The following is a 21,585-nucleotide window of genomic DNA, read 5'->3' on the forward strand; positions in this document are numbered from 1 at the left end:
CACCAGCCATGTCTACGGCATTCGCATTTCAGTTCCGGTAGCGCGACAGGAGGAGTTTGCGGCCCCGGATTAGCCGCCGGTTTACCAAGCAGCAGAGCGGGTCAGCGCGGGCCGAGCAGCCGGTCGTACTGGGCCTTCACGGTGGCGTAGCATTCGCACGCGGTGTGGCGCAGGCCCTCCAGGTTGAGGATCTGGATGTGTCCGCGGCTGTAATGGATGAAATTGGCCTGCTGCAACGTATTGGCGACCAGCGACACGCTGTTGCGGCGCGCTCCGATCATCTGCGCCATCGCCTCCTGGGTCAGCAGCAGACGGAAGTCGCCGGAGAGGTCGTGGGTGTGCAGCAGGCAACGCGACAGCCGCGACTCCACCGGATGGGCGGCGTTGCAGCCGGCGGTCTGCTGGACCTGCGCGTAGACCGCCAGCCCGTGACGGGTGAGCAGCGTCCGCAGCGTGCTGCTCTGGTCGGCCGCGCTGCGCAGCCGGTCGAGTTCCATCACCGAGGCGGCACCGGGAACCAGCACGATCGCGGTGTTCAGTGCGCAGGCATCGCCCATCGTCGAGAGCGTTCCGAGCAGGCTGTCGCGGCCGATCATGGCGACCTGCACATGCTCGCCCTTGGCGAGCTTCACCACCAGCGAGATGACGCCGCGGTGGGGAAAGTAGGCGCGCTTGAGCGTCTCGCCGGTCTCGACCAGGACCGCGTCATGCGGCAGATCGATCGTGCGCAGATGCGGGCGGATCAATTCGTAATCTTCCGCCGACAATGCGGACAGGAGACCGTTGGATGGGCGCACCATCGTTTCCAAAACTGCCTCCCGTTGTCAGCCAGGGACCGCGCGAAAGCGAATTTGCGGTTCCCGTGCACGGGTAAATTTCACCATGTGCCCGCCGGGATATATTGGCAATTGGTACATTGTTATCCGGGCGACTACGCAATCAACCGGCATCGCCTGTGTGCGTGACAGCGCGCAGCCCGCGTCACGGCGCCGCATCAAACCGCTCTCCCAGCAGGCGTGCGTGGTGGGCCTTCACGGCCCCATAGCAATCGCAGGACGTCGCTTCCAATGCGGCGAGATCGACGATCTCGATCTGGCCGCGGGTGTAGTGAATGATTCCGGCGCGCTGGAGCGCGTTGGCGACGAGGGAAATCGCGTTTCGCCGCACGCCCATCATTTGCGCCAGCGTCTCCTGGGTCAGCGGAAGAAGCTTGCTGTCGGAGAGGTCGCGAGCCCGCAAGAGCCAGCGCGCCAGCCGCGCTTCCACCGGGTGCAGCGCGTTGCACAGGACCGATTGCTGCGCATGCGCGAGCAGCGCCTGCTCGTGGCGGATCATCAGGCCGCGGAACTGCGCGCTCGCAGCGGCGACGAGCCGGAAGGCCGGGATTTCTATGACGGAAGCACTTCCAGGGAACAGCACGGCGGCGTCCGCCGGCGCGATCCCGTCGGCGAGCGCCGCGCCGCAGCCCAACGCGCTGTCGCGGCCCAGCATCGCGACCTCGATCGTCTGTCCTTCGGAGAGGCTCACCGTGATCGAAACCGAACCACCGTGCGGGAAGTAGACATATCTCGGCGCCGCGCCGGCCTCGGCCAAGACAGATTTCCTGACCATTTCGACCGTCGCGAGATGGGGACGCAGCAGACTGAACTCCGCCGCGTCGAGCATTTGCAGCAACTGGTTCGGCGGGCGGCCGCTCGCGGTCATGCAGGGATCATCCGGCGCATTCGTCATACGATGAGCGCCGCGCCCGGTTTCGTTATCCAGTTGCACAGCAACAAGAATATATTCTAATGGTTGTGTCGCCGTCCATATACCCGTTGGGGGGCAGACAGCTTGCCGCATTTACGACGGAAATAAGAACAGCGCGCTGATTCGCGCGTGAACTCGGAGTGCTCATCCGCATCGGTCGGCAGGAAAAAGCGGCAGGGGGCCATCATGAGCCGGAAGCATGACATCCGCGCCGCCATCGGACGCCGGCCGACCCCTGCGGTTTCCCTGCTCAAGTCCATATTTTCAACAGTCAGGGACAGGTCTGCAACGCGGCTTCACGACGCCGCGAATGTCGGATCCCTGTCCTCTCATTTCCTGACGCGGCCGGCGACGTTTGCAGCCATCCATGTTTTGATTTCAGCCAGAGGAGAACGGCGTGCCCCACGGTTCAATTTTTGAATCGCCGCAACGGGAAGCTCAAACGGGGACAGGAGATCTGCGCCACATACTCGTTGTCGACGACGATCCGATGGTGTGCATGGCCATCGAGATCTATCTTCAACGGAATAATTTCCGGGTGACGATTGCCGACGGAGGCGAAGCCGGACTTCGCGCTCTCGAAAACGAGCACGTCGATCTGATGATGATCGATATCTTCATGCCGCATATGAGGGGTTTCGAATCGATCCGGATCTTCCACGAGCGCGCGCCGGCCATTCCGCTCATTGCGATGTCCGGCTACGCCTTCGCAAATCTGAACTCGCCCGCACCCGACTTCCTCCGGATGGCGCTGGAGCTCGGCGCGGCGCGCTGCCTCCGCAAACCGTTCACGCCGGATGCGTTGCTCGCCGCCATCAGGGATTGCCTTGCGGAGCATCGTGCTGCCGCCGCGCGATTGGGTTAGCGCGTTGCCGATCGCGGCGGCCGTGAGGTAAGCGTCCGTTTACCGCAAGTGCAGCTTTTGCGGATTCCGGCCGGTGGCCGGCAGACGGCCGTGCGGGCGAGCCTGATCGCGGGTGATTTGATTCAGTTTCGCGTGGCCCGTGCATATCGCCCTTCGCGGGCAGGATTTTTTTACGCGCGTCGCAACGCCGTTATCGGGGCGTTTACCTATGGTGTTTCGTGCATCGGATGCGGACGCCGCCTTTGCCGAAAACCGCTATCGCGCAGGGCCGAAACGCAAACTTGTCTTCAATATCCGTATTAGCACGGAGGCTGAAATTAACGGGACCGTGAAAGGGGATGTCTAACGATCCAGAAGCGGGCTTCCGCCGAACTCCAGGTGCGGCCCAGGGTGCGGCCAGGCGTCGAAGTCCAGCTCAGTAAGGCGTAGCTCATGGATGATCTGTTGCGGGAGTTTTTGACGGAGACCAGCGAGAGCCTGGATACCGTCGACAATCAGCTGGTGAAGTTCGAGCAGGAGCCGAACAACGCCAAGATCCTGGATAACATCTTCCGCCTGGTCCACACCATCAAGGGTACGTGCGGCTTCCTCGGACTGCCGCGGCTCGAAGCGCTGGCGCATGCCGGCGAGACCTTGATGAGCAAATTCCGCGACGGCATGCCGGTGACGGCTGGAGCCGTGACGGTGATCCTGGCTTCGATCGACCGCATCAAGGAAATTCTCGCAGGTCTCGAAGCGACCGAAGCCGAGCCCGAGGGCAACGACCGCGATCTCATCGACAAGCTGGAAGCGATGGTCGAGCAGGGCATGGCCGCCATGTCAGGCTCGGCGCAGCCGATGCCGGCGGCAGGTGCTTCTGCTCCGGTGACCGAGGCTCCGCCGCTGGCGCCCGAAGCACCCGCTCCCGTTGAAGCCAAGGCTGCTCCCTCGAAAGAAAAAGAAATGACCCAGGGCTCGCTGATCGACCAGACGCTGGAGCGTCCGCTCCGTCCGGGCGAAGTCTCGCTCGACGATCTCGAGCGTGCCTTCCGCGAGACCGCGATCGAAGCGCCGGTGCCTGCGCCAGAAGTTGAAGCTCCGGCGCCAGTCGCCAAGGAGACCAAGCCCGCGAAGGAAAAGGCCGTCTCGAAGAAGTCGGCAGCAGATGAGAACGCCGGCGAGGGTGCCAGCATCGCCAACCAGTCGATCCGCGTCAACGTGGATACGCTGGAGCATCTGATGACCATGGTCTCCGAGCTGGTGCTGACCCGCAACCAGCTGCTGGAGATCTCCCGCCGCAACGAGGACACCGAGTTCAAGGTGCCGCTGCAGCGCCTCTCCAACGTCACCGCCGAGCTGCAGGAAGGCGTCATGAAGACGCGCATGCAGCCGATCGGCAATGCCTGGCAGAAGCTGCCCCGCATCGTTCGCGACCTCTCGGGCGAACTCGGCAAGCAGATCGAGCTGGAGATGCACGGCGCCGACACCGAGCTCGACCGCCAGGTGCTCGATCTGATCAAGGACCCGCTCACCCACATGGTGCGGAACTCCGCCGATCACGGCCTGGAGACCCCCGCCGAGCGCACCGCTAACGGCAAGGGCGAGCAGGGCACCATCCGCCTCTCCGCCTATCACGAGGGCGGCCACATCATCATCTGCATCGCCGACAACGGCCGTGGTCTGAACACCGACAAGATCAAGGCCAAGGCGATCTCCTCCGGTCTCGCCACCGAGGCCGAGCTCGAGAAGATGTCGGAAGCCCAGATCCACAAGTTCATCTTCGCGCCGGGCTTCTCGACCGCTGCTGCCATCACCTCGGTCTCCGGCCGCGGCGTCGGCATGGACGTGGTCCGCACCAATATCGACCAGATCGGCGGCACCATCGACATCAAGTCGGTGGCCGGCGAGGGCTCCTCCGTCACCATCAAGATCCCGCTGACCCTGGCGATCGTCTCGGCACTGATCGTCGAAGCCGCCGGCGACCGCTTTGCGATCCCGCAGCTCTCGGTGGTCGAGCTGGTGCGTGCCCGCGCCAACTCGGAGCACCGCATCGAGCGCATCAAGGACACCGCTGTCCTTCGCCTGCGCAACAAGCTGCTGCCGCTGATCCATCTGAAGAAGCTGTTGAAGATCGACGACGGCGCGGCCTCCGATCCCGAGAACGGCTTCATCGTGGTGACGCAGGTCGGCAGCCAGACCTTCGGCATCGTCGTCGACGCCGTGTTCCACACCGAAGAAATCGTCGTCAAGCCGATGTCGACCAAGCTGCGCCACATCGACATGTTCTCGGGCAACACCATCCTCGGCGATGGCGCGGTCATCATGATCATCGACCCCAACGGCATCGCCAAGGCGCTCGGCGCCTCCGGTTCCTCGGCGCATGACATGGCAGGTGACGCTGCCGCCAATCAATCCAGCTCCGCCGAGCAGACCACCTCGCTTCTCGTCTTCCGCGCCGGCTCCAGCCAGCCCAAGGCGGTTCCGCTCGGGCTGGTCACGCGCCTGGAAGAGCTCCCGGCCGACAAGATCGAGTTCAGCAACGGCCGCTACATGGTGCAGTACCGCGAGCAGCTGATGCCGCTCGTCGCCATGGAGAGCGTCACCATTGCCAGCCAGGGCACGCAGCCGATCCTGGTGTTCGCCGACGACGGCCGCTCCATGGGCCTCGTCGTCGACGAGATCATCGACATCGTCGAGGAACGGCTCAACATCGAGGTCGGCGGCTCCGCTTCCGGCATTCTCGGCTCGGCCGTGATCAAGGGCCAGGCCACCGAAGTGATCGACGTCGGCCACTTCCTGCCGATGGCGTTCTCCGACTGGTTCACCCGCAAGGAGATGAAGCCGTCGATGCACTCGCAGTCGGTGCTGCTGGTCGACGACTCGGCCTTCTTCCGCAACATGCTGGCCCCGGTGCTCAAGGCCGCGGGCTACCGCGTCCGTACCGCGCCGACCGCGCAGGAGGGCCTCGCGGCGCTCCGTGCCCAGACCTTCGACGTGGTCCTGACCGACATCGAGATGCCTGACATGAACGGGTTCGAGTTCGCCGAGACCATCCGTTCGGACAACAATCTGGGCTCGATGCCGATCATCGGCCTCTCGGCGCTGGTGTCGCCGGCGGCGATCGAGCGCGGCCGTCAGGCCGGCTTCCACGACTATGTCGCCAAGTTCGACCGTCCCGGTTTGATCGCGGCGCTGAAGGAACAGACCGCGGGCGCTGCTGGTGCTTCGGATCTGAGCCGGGCGGCGGCGTAAGAGCAGGACAGGGATCAGGAGATACCGATATGAGCAACAAGAAGACGCAGATTGGCGAAGGCGCCATGGTCGAATACGTCACCGCGATGATCGGCGGCCAGCTGTTCGGCTTGCCGATCTCCCGCGTCCAGGACGTGTTCATGCCCGAGCGCGTCACCCGCGTTCCCCTGTCCTCGCGCGAGATCGCGGGCGTCTTGAACCTGCGCGGCCGCATCGTCACCGTGGTCGACATGCGCGCCCGTCTCGGCCTGCCGGCCGAGGACGGCAAGACCCCGATGGCGGTCGGCGTCGACCTCCGCGGTGAATCCTATGGCCTGCTGATCGACCAGATCGGAGAAGTGCTGCGCCTGCCCGAGGCCGGCATGGAAGAGAACCCCGTCAACCTCGATCCCCGCATGGCCAAGCTCGCCGGCGGTGTCCACCGGCTCGACGGACAGCTCATGGTCGTCCTCGACGTCGATCGCGTCCTCGAATTGAAGACCGAAGTGCAGATGGCTGCGTAAGCCAACGAAACATCGAAGCCGGAGAACCAAAATGAAGACGTGTTTGGTGGTCGATGATTCCAGCGTCGTGCGAAAGATCGCGCGCCGGATCCTGGAAGGCCTGGAATTCGCAGTCACCGAGGCCGAGGACGGTTCCAAGGCACTCGAGATCTGCCAGCAGCAATTGCCCGATGCGGTGCTGCTCGACTGGAACATGCCGGTGATGGACGGTTTCGAGTTCATGGGCCACATGCGCCGTCTGCCCGGCGGTGACCAGCCGAAAGTGGTGTTCTGCACCACCGAGAACAACGTGGCTCATATCGCTCAGGCACTGAGCGGCGGCGCCAACGAGTACATCATGAAGCCCTTCGACAAAGACATCATCGCCGACAAATTCGCTGAAGTTGGTTTGCTCCCGGTCGGACAAGCCATGGTCTGAGTGTATCTGGCCGCGTGCGTTGGCCAGAGTGTTCCCAGTACAGCTTCCAAGAGGCTCTCCGTGACCCCGACCGAGTATGAGTATCTGCGCAAGTTCCTGAAGGACAATTCAGGGCTCGACCTGTCTGCAGACAAGCAATATCTGATCGAAAGCCGCCTGTTGCCGCTCGCCCGCAAGGCCGGGCTCTCCGGCATCAATGACCTGGTGCAGAAACTTCAGGCCGGCTCTCGCGAGATGATCACCAACGTGGTCGAAGCGATGACCACCAACGAGACCTTCTTCTTCCGCGACAAGGTCCCGTTCGATCATTTCCGCGACCACATCATGCCTGAGGTCATCAAGGCGCGTGCCGGCCGCCGCAGCGTCCGCATCTGGTGCGCCGCCGGCTCGACCGGGCAGGAGCCCTATTCGCTGGCGATGAGCCTGAAGGAGATGGGTGCGGCCCTGACCGGCTGGCGCGTCGAGATCATTGCGACCGACCTGTCGCAGGAGGTGCTCGAGAAGGCCAAGGCTGGCATCTACAGCCAGTTCGAGGTGCAGCGCGGCCTGCCGATCCAGATGCTGATGAAATATTTCAAGCAGACCGGCGAGACCTGGCAGATCAATCCCGAATTGCGGGCGATGATCCAGCACCGGCAGCTCAACCTGCTGCACGACTTCGCCTCGCTCGGCACGTTCGACGTCATCTTCTGCCGCAACGTGCTGATCTATTTCGACCAGGACACCAAGATCAACATCTTCAACCGCCTGGCCCGCCAGATCGAGCCCGACGGCTTCCTGGTGCTGGGTGCAGCCGAAACCGTGGTCGGGCTGACCGACACGTTCAGGCCGATCCCGGATCGTCGCGGTCTCTACAAGCCGAACGACCCGCGTGCGGCTGCGGCCAAGCCTGGTCTTGCCGGCGTGCCGCCGCGCGTGGCGGTGATGGCGGGACGATAGGCATGGCCGAGGATGGCAAGGGCGTGGAGCGCGTCACGTTCAGTCGCGGCTATGATGTCTGCATCATGGCCATCGACGGCACGTGGCGGCGCGACTGCAAGCTCAATGCGATCTCCGACACCGACGCCATCCTGACGGTGGAAGGCTCGATCCAGGGATTGAACCTGAAGGAATTCTTCCTACTGCTGTCGTCGACCGGGCTTGCCTATCGCCGTTGCGAGCTGGTGCGCGTGAACGGCGCCGAGATGGACATCCAGTTCCTGCGCGGCAAGAATCGGAAGAAGCGCGGCGCGGCCGGCGGCCGTGACGAGGCCGCGTGATCTTCACGCGCGCTCCGTCGCCGTTTTCCGCGACGTTGGTTCATATTTGCTAAAACATCCGGACGAATTCGCCACAACGGCTTTACGTGGCTGAAGCGCGATCCGTGTATCCATTGCCCGTCTCAATTCTCAGGATGCGGCAATGCCCAGAAGCTCTCTCTCCCCAGTCACGTCGAACCTGCCCGACAATTCCGAGCGGCGCGCACTTCAGCTCCTGGTGGTCGACGACGACGCCACCCAGCGCAGCCTGATCACGGTCGCCGCCAAGCAGGCCGGCCACGAGGTCACGGTGGCGCCGTCCGTCGCGGAAGCAATCGAGAAGCTCCGTGCCACGCGCTTCGACTGCGTGACGCTCGATCTCATGCTGGAGGATGGCGACGGCATCGACGTGCTGCGCGAGATGACGAAGGCGAAGTTCGCCGGCCACGTGATCGTCATCAGCGGCATGGACGGCAAGCGCCGCAGTGCGGCCCGCAGCTTTGCCCGCTCGGTCGGGATCGCGCTCCAGAGCCTGCCGAAGCCGCTCGATCTCGCCGCGCTGCGTATCAGCCTCGCCAATCTCGGCAAGACTGCGATGGGCCTGCCGGCGATCCACACCTGGGGCGGCGTCGCCACCGATGCGATCGTGGAGCGGCACCGCACCTGAGCCACGGCGCTGCCCTGCAATCGGCCGCGCCGGATCGGCGGCGCCGATTGCAGCCTACGCTGCGTTGCCAGATTCCGATAATTGCTGCAGGGCGCGGCCGAGCTCCGCCCGACAGGCGTTCAGGGCAGCACCTGCAGAGGCATAACGCGGCGTGACGTCGTCGAGCACGAAAATCTCGTCGGAACCCGCCATCGCGCCACCATATACGGGCTCGACCTCTTCCGGTTTCATCGCCGCGTCGATCAGACGCATACTGATGTCGATGCGCGCGATCAGAGAGCGAAGTTCGGCCGCGATCAACTGACGGCTGTCCGAGTCAGCCATTGCGGCGAGCGGGGGCGTGCCGGCATAATTTAACATGGATATTCTCCGTCCCCCGCAATAAGGCACCTCGCCGCTACTTGTGCGTTAAGTCCATGTCCCGTACAAATACGGGTGGGCCGAATCCGCGCCGAACGCCATAACGGTTGGGGCGGACGCGAGTCCGTAATGCCAACTGGATGTGGCACATGGCCGAGCAAAATTCTCGCGGTGAAATCTTCGTTGTCGACGACGACCCTGCCGTTCGCGACACCTTGTCGATGGTGTTGAAGGCGGCGGGCTATGAGGTGATCTGTTTTGCGGATGGCGCAGCCCTGCTGTCCGTCGCGCGAAGCCGCACACCGGCTGCAGTCCTGCTCGACGTGCACATCCCCGGAAAGTCGGGCCTCGACATTCTGAAGGAACTGCATGGCGAGGATTATCCGGCGCCGATCTTCATGATCTCCGGGCAGGGCGACATCGCGATGGCAGTGGGTGCCATCAAGAGCGGTGCGCTCGACTTCATCGAGAAGCCGTTCCGCGGCAGCGAGATCGTCGGCCGGCTGGACGAGGCGATCGGCGCCTATGCACGCAGGCAGTCGGAGAGCGTATCGCCGAAGTTCGGCTCGCTGCATTTCCCCGGACGCGAGCCGCTGACGCGGCGTGAGCGCGAGGTGCTCGAGCAATTCGCCGCTGGCGCCTCCAACAAGGAGGCCGGCCGCACGCTCGGCATCAGCCCGCGCACCATCGAGGACCACCGCGCCAATATCATGAAGAAGCTCGGGGCGCGTAACGCCGCCGATCTGATCCGCATCGTGATGACCGCGGCCCAGCGCGCATCGTAAAATGGTCTCGTGCCCCGGACGCAGCGCATCACGCGGTGGTGCGCTGCTGAGCTTGGGCCCATCTCACCACCTTCACTGCTGACAGTTCTGGGTTCCGGCTCTGCACAGCAGCGCTTGCGCGCTGCAGTGCGTCCGGGACACGAGAGTGAGACACCAGCCTCGAAGCCCGGATGGAGCGAAGCGCAATCCTGGCCGCTGCATCCGTGGATGATCCTGTCCCGGATGGCGCTTCGCTCCATCCAAGCTACGGGAGACTCATCCTCAAGCACTGAGCGCCTTGCGGATGATCCGCGCCAGGTCGGATTTGCGATACGGCTTGGCCAGCAGCAACACGCCTGAATCCAGCCGGCCGTGATGGATGATCGCGTTCTCGGTATAGCCTGACGTGTAGACCACCCTGAGATCGGGGCGCGTCTTCAGCACCTCGTCGGCAAGCTGCCGTCCGTTCATCTTGCCGGGCATGATGACGTCGGTGAAAAGCAGATCGAACGGTTTACCGCTGGTCACGATCGCAAGCGCTTCCGCAGCGTTGGCGGCCTGCAAGGTGACGTAGCCAAGCGAGTGCAGCTGCGCCAGCACGTACTCCCGCACCAGCCGGTCGTCTTCGACCACCAGGATTGTCTCGTGGCCGCCCTCGACCGCAGCCGGGGTCACGCCATCGCTCACCGCCGTGGGCGTCTTGCCCGGCGGCAGGTACATCTTGATCGTGGTGCCGTGGCCTTCCTCGCTGTAGATCTTGATGTGCCCCGCGGACTGCTTGATGAAGCCGTAGACCATCGAAAGCCCGAGCCCGGTGCCCTTGCCCGGTCCCTTCGAGGTGAAGAACGGATCGAACACCCTGGCCAGCAGGTTCGCGGGGATGCCGGTGCCGGTGTCGCTCACGGCGATCAGCACGTAATGGCCCGGCCGGACGTCGTTGCCGCTGGCATAGACCTCGTCGAGATAGGCGGCGCCCGTCTCCACGATCAGCTTGCCGCCGCCGGGCATCGCGTCGCGGGAATTGAGCGCGAGGTTGAGGATCGCGGTGGTGAGCTGGTTCGGGTCGACGATCGCAACGCAGCTCTCGTCCTCGAACACCGATTCGATCTGGATCTGCTCGCCCAGCGTCGGCCGCAGCAGCTTTGCGGTGTCGATGATCAGCGAGTTGATGTCGATCTCGCGCGGCTGGAGCGGCTGCTTGCGCGCAAACGCAAGCAGATGCTGGGTCAGCTCGGCGCCGCGGCCGGCGGCCTCGTCGATCATCTTGGTGATCGCCGCGAGCTCCGGCTCCTTCGCGACCGCATCGGCCAGAATCTCGATCGTGCCGGTGATGACGGTGAGGATGTTGTTGAAGTCGTGCGCCACGCCGCCGGTGAGCTGGCCGACCGCCTCCATCTTCTCGGCGTGGCGGATGCGCTCCTCGGACGCGATCTTGTCGGTGAGGTCGCGGTAGAACACGTTGAACAGAATGCCTTCGCGGCGCCTGAGCGCCGTGACGCTCAGCTCGGCCTTGAATTCCTTGCCGTCGCGGCGCCGGACCATGAGTTCGCGGCGGCGGTTGAGCGTCTGGCCGTCCTGGGATTCGAGGAAGCGCGCGAGGCCGACCTTGACCCGCTCGCGCTCGCTTTCTGCAACGATGAGGTCGACTGCGTTCTGGCCCAGCACCTCGTCGCGCCGCCAGCCGAACAGCTCTTCGGCCCGCGAGCTCCAGTTCAGGATGGTGCTGCGGTCATCGGTCTGGACGAAGGCGTCGAGCGCGGTCTCCACGATGTTGCGCGCGAGCAGCTCGCTTTCGCGCAAGGATTCTTCGGCATGCCTCGCCTCGGTCATGTCGCGCCCGACGAAGAAGAAGCGCTTGGCCTGATCGGACCAGTTGCCGAGCCAGGACAGCCAGACCTCGCGGCCGTCCTTGTGGATGCAGCGGGTGTCGGCGAGCTTCGGGCTGCCGCCGCGCCGGAGCGCGCGCATCTCCTCGCGGGATTGATCGAGATGATCCAAATGGATGAAATCGACGCCGCTGCGGCCGATCATCTCGTCCGGCGGATAGCCGAGGACGGTCCGGCTGCTCGGGCTGATCTGCACGATATGGCCGCGCGAATCCATGATCATGATCAGATCCTGCGAAGCATCGAACAGCTGCCGCCGCTCTTCGAGCGTCTGCTGCAGAGCGCGCTCGGTCTGGCGCGCGTCAGTGAGGCGGCGTGCCGAGCCGGAGGCGCCGATGATCTCGCCCGAAGCGCCCCTGATCGGCGACAGGCTCACCGAGATATCGACGGGCGTGCCGTCCTTGTGCAGGCGCACCGTTTCGAAGTGCTCGATCCGCTCGCCGCGCAAGATCCGCCGCAGATAGTCCTTGCCCTCTTCGCGGCGATCGACCGGCAGGAGGATCGAGGTCGGCTGTCCGACCGCTTCCTCGGCCGTATAGCCGTAGAGACGTTCGGCGGCCGCATTCCATCCGATGATGATGCCGTCGAGCGTCTGCATGACGATCGAATCGTCGGAGGATTCGACCGCCGCGCTGAACAGGCGTTCGCGGACGGCGAGCTGGTCGCGCGCGGCCTCCGTGCGCCGGTGCTCCTCGACCTCCCGCTCCAGCGCCGACGTCTTGGTTCGCATCTCCTCGATCAATTGCGCAAATGCCCGCGCCAGCACGCCGGTCTCGCCGGTCGCGTGGGTCGGAATCTTGATGGAGTTGTCGCGACCGAGCCATTCGACCGCCGCGGTGAGTTGCCCGATCGGTCGGGTCAAAGACCGCGCCAGCAGCACCGCGAGCACTGCGGCGACCATCACCGCGACGAGGCCGATCGTGATGGTGGTTTTCTCGATGATGACGGCCGGTGCCATGAACACGGCGTTGGGCACGATGCGGACGATGCCGACCCACTGGCCCTCGGCCAGGATCGCGGGCGCGATCGCGGTCCCGCTCGGCTTGCCGTCGCTTTCAGGCACGACCTGAGTCGCGCCCAGGGTCGATCCGGTGACTGAAGCGAAATAGGGGAAGTCGTCCTGCCAGCGCGCCGGCGTCCCCAGTTGCGAACTGAATTCGCGGGTGCGATCCGGGTGCACGAGATAATCGCCGTTGCGGCCGACGACATAGACCAGTTCGCCGCGCCGGGCCGATATCCTGATACGGTCGAACACCTGGCGCATGTCGACATTGACGACGACGATGCCGAACAGCCTGTGATCCGACCCGAACAGCGGTGCCGCGACGCGCAACGTCGGAACATAGGGCATCTGAATCACGCCATTGTCGACATTCAGATCGACCGGCGAGACGTAGATCTGATCCTCCGACAGCTTGATCGCTTCCTGGAAGAAGAAGCGCTCGTCCTTGTTTTGCAGGCTATCGTCGGGGACGACGCGCACCGATCCGGTCGGGCCGGACCGGTCGACCCGCAGATATTCGCTGCCGTCGGCGTTGATGATGCGAAATTTCGCGTAGGTGGGGTTGGCCCCGACAAGGGCCACGAGTTGGTTCAGCAACCGCTCGCGCCAGTTCTTTTCCGACAAATGGTCAGTTGGATCGATGCCGCCGTTGAAATGCGCGTCGATCATGCCGCGGACCGCGGCACGGGCGCGGAACGCGATGATATCCGCGCGCGCGCCGTCGGTCTGGATTTCGAGCTGTGAGGCCAGCAGCCGGGATTGGGTCTCGATACGGTCGAGCACGCGCGGCAGGAAGGCCTGCTCCAGGCTGTAATGGCTCAGCCATCCGACGGCGGAGACCGCAACCGCGACCAGCAGAATCATTGCGATGGCCAGCCGGGTTGCGAGGGTCATGTCGGCCCTTGCGCCGCGTCGCGTACGGCCCCGAATGTTCTGCTCCGCTGCAACATGCACTGCTCCGTCATCGGCCGCCGGAGCCGGCATCGGGTTGCGGTACGGAGGTCGATTGCGCTGCCTTCAGGCAGCCGTCGACGGCGGCGAGCAGTGCGTCCGGCCGGAACGGTTTCTGCAGGCTTGCGACGGCGCCGAGTTTGGTCGCCATCTTGAGGAAATCCGGCTCTGCGTAAGCGTCCGGGGTGAGCGAGCGGCCCGAAATGACGACGATCGGAAGGGTCGGCTGCAGCGCCCGGATGTGGCGCATCGTCTCCAGCCCATCCATGCCGGGCATGAAGATGTCGAGGAACAGCAAGTCGAACTGGCTGGTCTCGACCAGCGCTAGTCCCTTGCGGCCATCACCGGCGAGGGTGACGTGATGGCCCGCTCTCTCCAGCAGCAGCCGGATTGTGATCTGCACGGCCGGGTCGTCATCCACGATCAGGATGTTGGCCACGTCAAAAACCTCCGGGTCGGGCAGGGATGTTCCCAGCGACCCAAATCAAAGCTTCAAATGCGAAATTGTTGCGCGGATTGTGCCCGTCCTGCAAGCACTTCGCGCCCGTCCGATGGTTGTAAGCCGCGTCTGGATTCGGCGGTTGTATATATGCACCATTGCGTGCACATGATCAGGGCGCGGTCATACCCGACTAGTCGGTCAGGTACTCCGGATGGTGGCTCCGGATCTTGTCGAGCTCGCTGAGCGTGCCCGACAGATGCTTGCGCAGATGCTGTTGCGCAGCATCTGCGTCGCCGGCCTCGATCGCGCGCGTGATCAGCTTGTGGTGGCGGACGATGTTCTGGGCCTTGCCGGGCGAGGGCAAATGCAGGCGGCGCAGCCGGTCGATATGGCCGCTGCTTCTGCGCACCAGCGTCCACAGATCCTGCTTGCCGGCTGCGGTGTAGAGCTGGGCGTGGAAGTCGTTGTCGGCGGCCATGAACGCTTCGAAGTCGCCGGCCTTGGCAAATTGCTGTTGCAGCGCGATGGCGTGATCGAGCTGGATCACCAGCGTGGCGTCGCCGCTCGCCGCCAGCAGGCGCACGATTTCCAACTCCAGCGCCTGGCGCAGGAAATGCGCCTGCTCGGCGCGGCTGATGTCGATCCGGCTGACCACGGTCGCATGCTGCGGGAAGACGTCGACCAGGCCCTCTTCCTCGAGCCGCATCAAGGCGTCGCGAACAGGCGTCGAGCTGATGCCGAACTGGCCGGCGAGCTCGGCGCGCGACAGCGGCGCGCCCGGCGGCAGCTCCAGGGCGATGATCGCATTGCGCAGCCGCTCGAACACCTGCGGCGCGGCCTGCCGGGCGCGATCGAGCCTTGAACCGGTTTTTGCGGGTGCGCGTGGCGCGGTCTGGGCTGCTTCCATGTCGGGTCCCGCGGACTTGCCTTTGATGCACTAATATATTAGTGCATCAGTAGGGTCAACGCAGCGCGACGCTTACCCGGAGGAAACACACAACAATGATCAAGCATCTTCGCAGCAAGCTGGCGGCTGCTACCCTGATCGCCGCAACACTTCTCGCGGCAGCCGGAGCGCAAGCCCAGCAAAAATCCGAGATCTCGCTGTCGCGCCAGCCCGGCATTTTCTACATGCCGAGCCACATCATGGAAAAGCAGAAGCTGATCGAGAAGCACGCGGCCAGCCTCGGCGTTCCCGGCGTCACGACGAAATGGGTGACCTTCTCCGGTGGCGGTGCGCAGACCGACGCGCTGCTCGCGGGCGGTGTCGACATCCTCAACACCGGCACCGGCAATCTCCTGCTGCTGTGGGATCGCACCCGCGGCGGCGTCAAGGGCATCGTTGCCACGTCGGCCCAGCCGATGACGCTGATCAGCCGCGACGCCAACATCAAGTCGATCAAGGATTTTGGTCCGACCGACAAGATCGCGGTGCCGACCGTGAAGGTCTCCACCCAGGCGATCGTGCTGCAGATCGCAGCCGCTGAAGCGTTCGGCGCCGACCAATGGTCGAAGCTCGACGCCAACACCGTGCAGCTCGGCCATCCCGATGCCTATGCCGCGCTGTCCAATCCCAAGCACGAGGTGCACACGCATTTCTCGATCCCGCCCTTCACCTTCCTGGAATTGAAGAATGTGCCGGGCGCGCATGTCGTGCTGTCGTCGCCTGACGTGATGGGGGGCCCGCTCAGCCAGGCGCAGTTCTTCACCACGACGAAATTCGCCGATGCCAACCCGAAGATCATCCAGGCCGTACGCGACGCCACCAAGGAAGCGCAGGACCTGATCCGCAGCGACACCAGACAGGCGGTCGAGATCTACAAGGAGATCACCGGCGACAAGACCCCCGTCGAGGAACTGCTCGATCTCCTCAAGGAGCCCGGCATGATGGAGTGGAATCTCGAGCCGCAGGGCACGATGAAGTTCGCCGCCCATCTGTTCAAGACCGGCACGCTGAAGAACCAGCCCAAGGCCTGGACGGACTATTATCTGCCCGTCGCGCACGATCTGAAGGGCAACTGATGGCGCTGCTCGACGTCAACGGGGTGACGCTGCGCTACAAGACCTCCAGCGCCGTCGTCACCGCCACCGAAAGAGTGAGTTTTACGGTCGACAAGTCCGATCGCTTCGTCCTGTTGGGCCCGTCCGGCTGCGGCAAGTCCACCTTGCTCAAGGCCGTCGGCGGCTACATGAGCCCGAGCGAAGGCCGCATGACCATCAACGATCGCGAGATTCGGGGTCCCGGCGCCGACCGCATGATGATCTTCCAGGAGTTCGACCAGCTGCTGCCGTGGAAGAGCGTGCTCGCCAACGTGATGTTCCCGCTGCTGACGGCACGAAAGCTGTCGCGCAAGGACGCCGAGGCGCGGGCGCGCGCTTATATCGAGAAGGTCGGCCTCACCCGTGTGGTCGATGCCTATCCGCACACGCTGTCCGGCGGCATGAAGCAGCGTGTCGCAATCGCGCGCGGCATGGCGATGGAGCCTGATATCCTGCTGATGGACGAGCCGTTCGCAGCGCTCGATGCGCTGACGCGCAGGACCTGCCAGGACGAGCTGCTCCAGCTCTGGAGCGAGACCAAGTTCACCGTGTTGTTCGTGACGCATTCGATTGCCGAGGCGATCCGCATCGGCAATCGCATCTTGCTGCTGTCGCCGCATCCCGGCCGCGTCAAGGCCGAGGTGGTCGACGTCGACAAGGTCTCGAACGAGGACGGCAGCGCCGGCCGGCTGGAGAAGGAGATCCACGATCTCCTGTTCGCCTCCGAAGCCGTGGCGCACTAAAGGGAGCCTCTCATGGCCGAAGCAAGAATTCTGCTGCGTGACGCGCCCGCCGCCACCACCGGCGCCGGCGAGGTCGAACGCAAGCTGAGCGTGCTTGAACTGTTGTGGAATGACGGTTTTGTCCGCAAGACCGTCATCATCCTGTTCCTGGCTGCGATCTGGGAAGCCTATGGCGTCGCTCTCGACAATCCGCTGCTGTTTCCGACGCTGCACGATACGATTGCGACGATGTACGATCGCGTCAAGGACGGCACCATCCCGATGCGCGCCTGGACCTCGCTGAAGGTCCTGTTCATGGGCTATTCGGCGGGCATCGTGCTGGCCGCGATTTTCACCGTGCTCGCCATCTCCACCCGCATCGGCACCGATTTCCTCGAGACCGTCACGGCGATGTTCAACCCGCTGCCGGCGATCGCGCTGTTGCCGCTCGCCTTGATCTGGTTCGGGCTCGGCAATGGCAGTCTCGTCTTCGTGCTGATCCATTCGGTGCTGTGGCCGGTCGCGCTCAACACCCATTCCGGCTTCAAGAGCGTGTCCAACACGCTGCGCATGGTCGGCCGCAATTACGGCCTGCGCGGGCTGCCATATGTGGCGAAGATCCTGATCCCCGCGGCGTTCGGCTCGATCCTCACCGGTCTGAAGATCGGTTGGGCCTTCGCATGGCGCACCCTGATCGCGGCCGAGCTGGTGTTCGGCGTGTCCTCGGGGCAGGGCGGGCTCGGCTGGTTCATCTTCGAGAACCGTAACCTCCTCGACATACCCGCAGTGTTCGCGGGCCTCTTGACGGTGATTATCATCGGGCTTTTTGTCGAGAACCTGATTTTCCGCGCCATCGAGCGGAATACCGTCCAGAAATGGGGCACCCAATCATGACAAAGAAGAAAATCACGCCCGACCAGCTCCGCAGCGCGCGCTGGTTCGCACCCGACGATCTCCGCTCGTTCGGCCACCGCTCCCGCACCATGCAGATGGGCTACGCGCCGGAGGAGTGGAAGGATCGGCCCTGCATCGCGATCCTCAACACCTGGTCGGACGCGCAGCCCTGCCACATGCACTTCAAGTCGCGCGTCGACGACGTCAAGCGCGGCATCCTGATGGCAGGTGGGCTGCCGATCGAGCTGCCGGCGCTGTCGCTGTCGGAATCTCTGCTGAAGCCGACCACCATGCTCTATCGCAATCTGCTGGCGATGGATGCCGAGGAGCTGCTGCGCAGCCATCCCGTTGATGGCGTGGTGCTGATGGGCGGCTGTGACAAGACCACGCCGGCGCTACTGCTGGGCGCGACCTCGATGAACATTCCGGCGATTTACCTTCCGGCAGGGCCGATGTTGCGCGGCAATTGGAAAGGCAAGACGCTCGGCTCCGGCTCCGACGGCTGGAAATATTGGGACGAGCGCCGCGCCGGAAAGATCTCCGACAAGGACTGGCTCGACATCGAGGCCGGCATCGCCCGCAGCTACGGCACCTGCATGACCATGGGCACGGCCTCGACCATGACCGCGATTGCCGAGGCGATCGGCATGACGCTGCCCGGCGCCTCCTCAATCCCGGCCGCGGATGCCAACCACATCCGCATGGCCTCCGAATGCGGCCGCCGCATCGTCGAGATGGTGTGGGAGGATTTGACGCCGAAGACGATCCAGACCCGCAAAGCCTTCGAGAACGCGATTGCCGTTGCCATGGCGATGGGCTGCTCGACGAATGCCATCATCCATCTGATCGCGCAGGCGCGCCGCGCCGGCCTCGACATCGGCCTCGACGATTTCGAGATCGCGAGCCGCAAGGTGCCCGTGATCGCCAATGTCCGCCCCAGCGGCGACGCCTACCTCATGGAAGACTTCTTCTACGCCGGCGGCCTGCCGGCCCTGATGGGCCAGATCAAGCAGCATCTGCATCTCGATTGCATCACCGTCACCGGCAAGACTCTTGGCGAGAACATCGACGGCGCTGAGGTGCACAATGACGACGTGATCCGCTCGGTCCAAAATCCCATTTACAAGGAAGGCGCGCTCGCCGTGCTCAAGGGCAATCTTGCGCCCGACGGCTGCGTGATCAAGCCCTCCGCCTGCGCACCGCGCTTCCTCAAGCACACTGGTCCCGCGCTGGTGTTCGACGACTATCCCGCGATGAAGAAGGCGGTCGACGATCCCAACCTCGACGTCACCGAGGACCACATCCTGATTCTGCGCAATGCGGGACCGCAAGGCGGCCCCGGCATGCCGGAATGGGGCATGCTGCCGATCCCGACCAAGCTCGTGAAGCAGGGCGTGCGCGACATGGTGCGAATCTCGGACGCGCGCATGAGCGGCACCAGCTATGGCGCTTGCATCCTACACGTCTCGCCCGAATCCTACATCGGCGGTCCGCTGGCGCTGGTGCAGAACGGCGATCGCATCACGCTCGACGTCGCCGCCCGCACCATCAACCTCGATGTGAGCGAGGCCGAGTTGGAAAAGCGCCGCGCCGCCTGGAAGCAGCCCGAACGTCGCTTCGAGCGCGGCTATGGCTGGATGTTCACAAAGCACATCAAGCAGGCCAATGATGGCTGCGACTTCGATTTCCTCGAGACCGATTTCGGCGCGCCGATCGGAGAGCCGTCCATCTACTAACGCAACTGTCATTCCGGCGCGCCACTTGGCGCGAGCCCGGAATCCATAACCACGATCGGGAGTATGGATTCTCAGGTGCGCAATTGCGCACCATAGCTCATCGCTTCGCGATGCCCCGGAATGACGACCAGAGAGAGTAAGAGATGTCCAAACTCAGCGAAGCCACCCGCACCAAGCTCAAATCCGTCTCCACCGCGACCGTCGCCACCGCTTTGTTCAAGCGTGGCCTGCGCATCCAGATGATCCAGGACGTGCACCCGCTCGGCGCCGACCAGCCGACCATGGTCGGTGAGGCCTTCACGCTGCGCTACATGCCGGCGCGCGAGGATCTCAACACCATCGAGGTGTTCAAGGATCGTTCGCATCCGCAGCGCAAGGCGGTCGAGGATTGCCCGCCGGGCAGCGTGCTGGTGATGGATAGCCGCAAGGACGCGCGCGCGGCCTCGGCCGGTGCGATCCTGGTGACGCGTCTGATGAAGCGTGGCGTCGCCGGCGTCGTCACCGACGGCGGCTTTCGCGATTCCGCCGAGATCGCCAGGCTCGGCATCCCCGCCTACCATCATCGTCCGAGCGCGCCGACCAACCTGACGCTGCACCATGCGATCGAGATCAACGTCCCGATCGGCTGTGGCGATGCGCCGGTGTTTCCGGGCGACGTCATCCTCGGCGACAGCGACGGCGTGATCGTCATCCCCGCGCATCTCGCCGACGAGATCGCCAACGAAACGTTTGAGATGACCGCGTTCGAAGATTTCGTCACAGAGGAAGTCGGTAAGGGCCGCGGCATTTTCGGCCTCTATCCCGCAACCGATCCGCAGACGCTCGTCGATTTCGCGGCGTGGCGGAAGGCAAACGGCCGCTAGGCCCGCAGGACAACTTCAAGTCAAGAAACGAGCCGGCGCATCAAGCGCCGGCCTTTTATCAAGCAGGGAGGACTTTCATGAATTTCACGCGACGCAATCTCATGGCTGGCGCCGGCGCGGCGGCAGCTTCGGCGCTTCTCGCCCGCGCCGCTGGCGCCCAGTCGTTTCCGTTCACGCCCAACCAGCGCTACCCCGACCCGGCCGTCCAGATCCTCGATCCGAGCTTCGCAAAATACCGGCTCTATTCCTCGACGGTCGAGCAGGTCGCGTCAGGCATGCGCTGGGCCGAAGGCCCGGTCTATTTCCCCGAGGGCGGATATCTGCTGGTCTCCGACATCCCCAACAACCGGATCATGAAGTTCGACGAGAAGACCGGGCAGACCAGCATCTTCCGCGCCAACGCAAATTACGCCAACGGCAACGCGCGCGACCGTCAGGGCCGCCTCGTCACCTGCGAACACTCCGTCACCCGCCGCATCACCCGCACCGAGAAGGACGGCAAGATCACCGTGCTGGCCGATAAGTTCGAGGGCAAGCGGCTGAACGCGCCGAACGACATCGTGGCGAAGTCCGACGACAGCATCTGGTTCACCGATCCGCTGTTCGGCATCAACGGCGAGTGGGAAGGCAAGAAGGAGAAGGCCGAGCAGGCCACCACCAACGTCTACCGCATCGCCAAGGACGGCAAGATCAGCGCCGTCCTCACCGATCTCGTCAATCCCAACGGCCTCGCCTTCTCGCCGGACGAGAAGAAGCTCTACATCGTCGAATGGAAGGGCACGCCCAACCGCAGCATCTGGAGCTACAATGTCGGCGACGACGGTGCCTTGAGCGGCAAGACCAAGCTGATCGACGCCGCCGACCAGGCCTCGCTCGACGGTTTCCGCGTCGACCGTGACGGCAATCTCTGGTGCGGCTGGGGCTCCAACGGCGCGCTGCAATCCGAGCCCACCGATATCGGTGGCCGCAAGGTGTTTCAGCTCAAGGGCAAATCGGAGGATCTCGACGGCGTGATGGTGTTCAACCCGGACGGCAAGCCGCTCGCGTTCATCAGGCTGCCCGAGCGTTGCGCCAATCTCTGCTTCGGCGGCCCGAAGAACAACCGGCTCTATATGGCGAGCAGCCATTCGGTTTACGCGCTGTATGTCGAGGCGCATGGAGCGGTGTGAGGCGACGGGATGGGTTGTGGGACCATACCCGGTCCCACACCCTCCGCCGTCGTCCCGGACAAGCGAAGCGCAGATCCGGGACCC

Annotated in this window: 20 protein-coding genes; 14 read left to right on the forward strand and 6 right to left on the reverse strand. The window is 64.1% G+C overall.

Translation table 11 applies throughout. The annotated features are described in order from the left end of the window. Nucleotides 1-101 precede the first annotated feature (101 nt). A complete protein-coding gene (locus AB7532_RS02270) occupies nt 102-800 on the reverse strand; it encodes a Crp/Fnr family transcriptional regulator (RefSeq protein WP_441233214.1) in 699 nt (232 codons plus the stop codon). A 181-nt stretch (nt 801-981) separates the two neighbouring features. Beyond that, complete coding sequence (locus tag AB7532_RS02275) at nt 982-1,704, reverse strand: Crp/Fnr family transcriptional regulator (RefSeq protein ID WP_441239172.1); 723 nt, start codon at nt 1,702-1,704, stop codon at nt 982-984. A gap of 502 nt (nt 1,705-2,206) precedes the next feature. Between AB7532_RS02275 and AB7532_RS02280 the strand changes: the two genes are divergently transcribed. The 7 genes from AB7532_RS02280 to AB7532_RS02310 all read left to right on the forward strand — a co-directional run bounded on the left by AB7532_RS02280 (nt 2,207) and on the right by AB7532_RS02310 (nt 8,671). Further along, complete coding sequence (locus tag AB7532_RS02280) at nt 2,207-2,614, forward strand: response regulator (RefSeq protein WP_441239173.1); 408 nt, start codon at nt 2,207-2,209, stop codon at nt 2,612-2,614. A 432-nt stretch (nt 2,615-3,046) separates the two neighbouring features. Continuing rightward, nucleotides 3,047-5,845 (forward strand): hybrid sensor histidine kinase/response regulator, encoded by a 2,799-nt coding sequence (locus tag AB7532_RS02285; RefSeq protein WP_441233215.1) that lies wholly within the window; start codon nt 3,047-3,049, stop codon nt 5,843-5,845. A 29-nt stretch (nt 5,846-5,874) separates the two neighbouring features. After that, nucleotides 5,875-6,348: a chemotaxis protein CheW gene (locus tag AB7532_RS02290; RefSeq protein WP_441233216.1), complete on the forward strand. Its 474-nt coding sequence runs from the start codon at nt 5,875-5,877 to the stop codon at nt 6,346-6,348. Between the two features lie 31 nt (nt 6,349-6,379). Beyond that, complete coding sequence (locus tag AB7532_RS02295; RefSeq protein WP_441233217.1) at nt 6,380-6,766, forward strand: response regulator; 387 nt, start codon at nt 6,380-6,382, stop codon at nt 6,764-6,766. A gap of 60 nt (nt 6,767-6,826) precedes the next feature. Continuing rightward, on the forward strand, nt 6,827-7,705 hold the full coding sequence (locus AB7532_RS02300; protein ID WP_441233218.1) for a CheR family methyltransferase: 879 nt from the start codon (nt 6,827-6,829) through the stop codon (nt 7,703-7,705). Between the two features lie 2 nt (nt 7,706-7,707). Further along, a complete protein-coding gene (locus AB7532_RS02305) occupies nt 7,708-8,025 on the forward strand; it encodes a PilZ domain-containing protein (RefSeq protein WP_441233219.1) in 318 nt (105 codons plus the stop codon). A gap of 142 nt (nt 8,026-8,167) precedes the next feature. After that, entirely contained in the window at nt 8,168-8,671 is a 504-nt protein-coding gene (locus AB7532_RS02310; RefSeq protein WP_441233220.1) for a response regulator, read from the forward strand. 54 nt (nt 8,672-8,725) lie between these two features. On the opposite strand, the gene AB7532_RS02315 is transcribed toward AB7532_RS02310, so the two are convergent. After that, nucleotides 8,726-9,031: a hypothetical protein gene (locus AB7532_RS02315; protein WP_441233221.1), complete on the reverse strand. Its 306-nt coding sequence runs from the start codon at nt 9,029-9,031 to the stop codon at nt 8,726-8,728. A 149-nt stretch (nt 9,032-9,180) separates the two neighbouring features. Here AB7532_RS02315 and AB7532_RS02320 point away from each other — a divergent pair, with 149 nt between their 5' ends. Continuing rightward, a complete protein-coding gene (locus AB7532_RS02320; RefSeq protein ID WP_441233222.1) occupies nt 9,181-9,816 on the forward strand; it encodes a response regulator transcription factor in 636 nt (211 codons plus the stop codon). Nucleotides 9,817-10,077: 261 nt separating this feature from the next. Here AB7532_RS02320 and AB7532_RS02325 read toward each other — a convergent pair whose 3' ends face one another. The 3 genes from AB7532_RS02325 to AB7532_RS02335 form a co-directional block, all read right to left on the reverse strand. Beyond that, complete coding sequence (locus tag AB7532_RS02325; protein ID WP_441233223.1) at nt 10,078-13,668, reverse strand: PAS domain S-box protein; 3,591 nt, start codon at nt 13,666-13,668, stop codon at nt 10,078-10,080. Then, on the reverse strand, nt 13,646-14,074 hold the full coding sequence (locus AB7532_RS02330; RefSeq protein WP_441233224.1) for a response regulator: 429 nt from the start codon (nt 14,072-14,074) through the stop codon (nt 13,646-13,648). Before AB7532_RS02330 ends, AB7532_RS02325 begins: the two co-directional genes overlap by 23 nt. Before the next feature lie 193 nt (nt 14,075-14,267). After that, nucleotides 14,268-14,984, reverse strand: coding sequence for a GntR family transcriptional regulator (locus tag AB7532_RS02335; RefSeq protein ID WP_441233225.1), 717 nt, complete (start codon nt 14,982-14,984; stop codon nt 14,268-14,270). Nucleotides 14,985-15,079: 95 nt separating this feature from the next. On the opposite strand from AB7532_RS02335, the gene AB7532_RS02340 reads away from it, so the two are divergent. The 6 genes from AB7532_RS02340 (at nt 15,080) to AB7532_RS02365 (ending at nt 21,501) form a co-directional block, all read left to right on the forward strand. Further along, nucleotides 15,080-16,099 carry an ABC transporter substrate-binding protein gene (locus AB7532_RS02340; RefSeq protein ID WP_441233226.1) on the forward strand — a complete coding sequence of 340 codons (1,020 nt, stop codon included), beginning with the start codon at nt 15,080-15,082 and terminating at the stop codon, nt 16,097-16,099. Then, complete coding sequence (locus AB7532_RS02345) at nt 16,099-16,860, forward strand: ABC transporter ATP-binding protein (protein WP_441233227.1); 762 nt, start codon at nt 16,099-16,101, stop codon at nt 16,858-16,860. The genes AB7532_RS02340 and AB7532_RS02345 overlap by 1 nt, the downstream gene beginning before the upstream one ends. Before the next feature lie 12 nt (nt 16,861-16,872). Continuing rightward, entirely contained in the window at nt 16,873-17,733 is an 861-nt protein-coding gene (locus AB7532_RS02350; protein WP_441233228.1) for an ABC transporter permease, read from the forward strand. Further along, on the forward strand, nt 17,730-19,469 hold the full coding sequence (araD, locus tag AB7532_RS02355; RefSeq protein ID WP_441233229.1) for an L-arabinonate dehydratase: 1,740 nt from the start codon (nt 17,730-17,732) through the stop codon (nt 19,467-19,469). The genes AB7532_RS02350 and araD overlap by 4 nt, the downstream gene beginning before the upstream one ends. A gap of 143 nt (nt 19,470-19,612) precedes the next feature. Further along, entirely contained in the window at nt 19,613-20,332 is a 720-nt protein-coding gene (locus tag AB7532_RS02360) for a ribonuclease activity regulator RraA (RefSeq protein ID WP_441233230.1), read from the forward strand. Between the two features lie 77 nt (nt 20,333-20,409). Next, nucleotides 20,410-21,501, forward strand: coding sequence for an SMP-30/gluconolactonase/LRE family protein (locus AB7532_RS02365; protein WP_441233231.1), 1,092 nt, complete (start codon nt 20,410-20,412; stop codon nt 21,499-21,501). Nucleotides 21,502-21,585: the final 84 nt, after the last annotated feature.

This window comes from Bradyrhizobium sp. 930_D9_N1_4 (genome assembly GCF_052076015.1).
In the GTDB taxonomy this organism is placed as follows: Bacteria; Pseudomonadota; Alphaproteobacteria; order Rhizobiales; family Xanthobacteraceae; genus Bradyrhizobium.